The organism is Deinococcus sp. (assembly GCF_018260555.1).
Classification (GTDB): Bacteria; Deinococcota; Deinococci; order Deinococcales; family Deinococcaceae; genus Deinococcus.
Map to the genome: position 1 here is coordinate 1 of NZ_JAGLBB010000138.1, position 1,666 is coordinate 1,666.

At 72.7% G+C, this 1,666-nt stretch carries 1 protein-coding gene; it reads left to right on the plus strand.

Translation table 11 applies throughout. The annotated features are described in order from the left end of the window. Positions 1-86: 86 nt before the first annotated feature. A partial coding sequence (locus QZ271_RS14290; protein ID WP_291432603.1) for a helicase-associated domain-containing protein occupies positions 87-1,666 on the plus strand: 1,580 nt, incomplete at its 3' end.

Below are 1,666 nucleotides of genomic sequence, written 5' to 3' on the forward strand. Positions count from 1 at the left end.
GCGCTGCTGCGCCCCGGCACGGACGCCGCCGCGCTGGACGCCCTGCGCCGCGCCGGACACACGCCCCGCGTGAACGGAGGCCAGCCGTGAGTGGCCCCACCGACCAGGGACCGTTCACGAAAGCCAACGCGAAGGTCGCGATGGACGCCGTGGCAGCCCTGGAGGAACGCAAGGCCCAGGATTTCGACGATTCCATCAGCCGCCTGCCTCGCCCGTACCAGCAGAGAATCGCGGCCCGCTACGTCAGCGAGAAGGTCGGCAGTGGCGCCCGCGCGGCCGAGGTGATCGGTCAGGTGCGCAGCAGCCCGGAACTGCTGCGGAAACTGGTGGCGAGCCTGAGCGTCATGGAACGCGCCGCACTGAACGAGGTGGCCCGGCAGGGCGGATTCATGGACGGCTGGGACCTGCACGTCTTCCTTCGGCTGCGGGACCTGCGCGGCGACCCGCGCGTGTTCGGCGGTCCGAAGGGCAGGGTCGGGGACTTCTCGGTGTCGGAATTCACCGGGGCCGCCGCCCTGTGGGAACTGCTGACGGGCGGTCTGCTGCTGCCCGAGGCGCTTCCGAACGTCTGGATGCAGTCGTACTACAGCCAGTTCGAACCGCTGGGACGGCTGCCCAGCCGCGTCCTGCTCGACCCGCGCCTGAGGCCCCTGCTGCCGCCGGAACCTGCCCCGCCCATCACGGCGTCCCCGAAAGAGGTGCCGGCCGCGCCCGGCCAGACGGACCTGACGCCCCTGCGGCTGCTGGAGGTGCTGCGCGGCGTGCGCCTGCACCCGCTGGCCGTCACGAAGACCGGCACGATCAGCCGCGCGTCCCTGAAGAACCTCGCCAGGAGCGTCACGGCCGTTGACGACCTGGAAGGCTGGGTGATCGCGGCCCTGAACCTGGGCCTGATGATCCGCGAGGGCGACCGCGTGACGGTCACCGAGCATGCCGAGCGGCACCTGATGACCCTTGACCCGGAGCGGCTGCGCGCCGTGCTGAGCAGCCCGGTCGGGCACGTTCAGCCGGAGGACGCCCGAGCGTCCTTCAACTCGGTCACGGTCGTGCGGCGACTGCTGGGCGCCGTGCTGCGCGCCCTGCCGCACGCGACCACACAGGCCGAGGTGATCCGCCTGACCCGGCTGGTCACGCCGCCGGAACTGCTGGGTTCCCGGCCCGGTCAATCTGTCCGGCCCGACGCGCTGGACCGGTGGGTGGCCGTGGCGCTGCGCGGCCAGCTCAGCACGGCCGGAATCGTGCACGTCAGCGGCGAGGGACCGGAATCGGCCGTCACGCCCGCGCACCTCATGGTCCCGCCCGCTCCGTCCGGCCCGGCCTGGATTCTGCAACCGAATTTCGACCTGCTGGTGTACCCCGCCAACCTGACGCCCGCGCAACGGCCCCTGCTGGCCGCCGCCGAAGCCGTGCGCTTGGACGAGCAGACCGCCTCGTACCGCCTGACCCGCCAGAGCGTGTACGCCGCGCTGGAAAGCGGCCTGAACCTCCCGGACCTGCTGGCCGGGTTGCAGGCCGGGTCCGCCACGCCCCTGGCGCCGGGCGTGCAGCGCAGCCTGGAGGACTGGGCGGCGCGCCGCGACCGCCTGACGCTGCACCGCGCCGCCACGCTGCTCGAGTACCCCACCCCCGCCGAGCGCGGCGCCGCCCACAAGAAGATCGGGGGCAC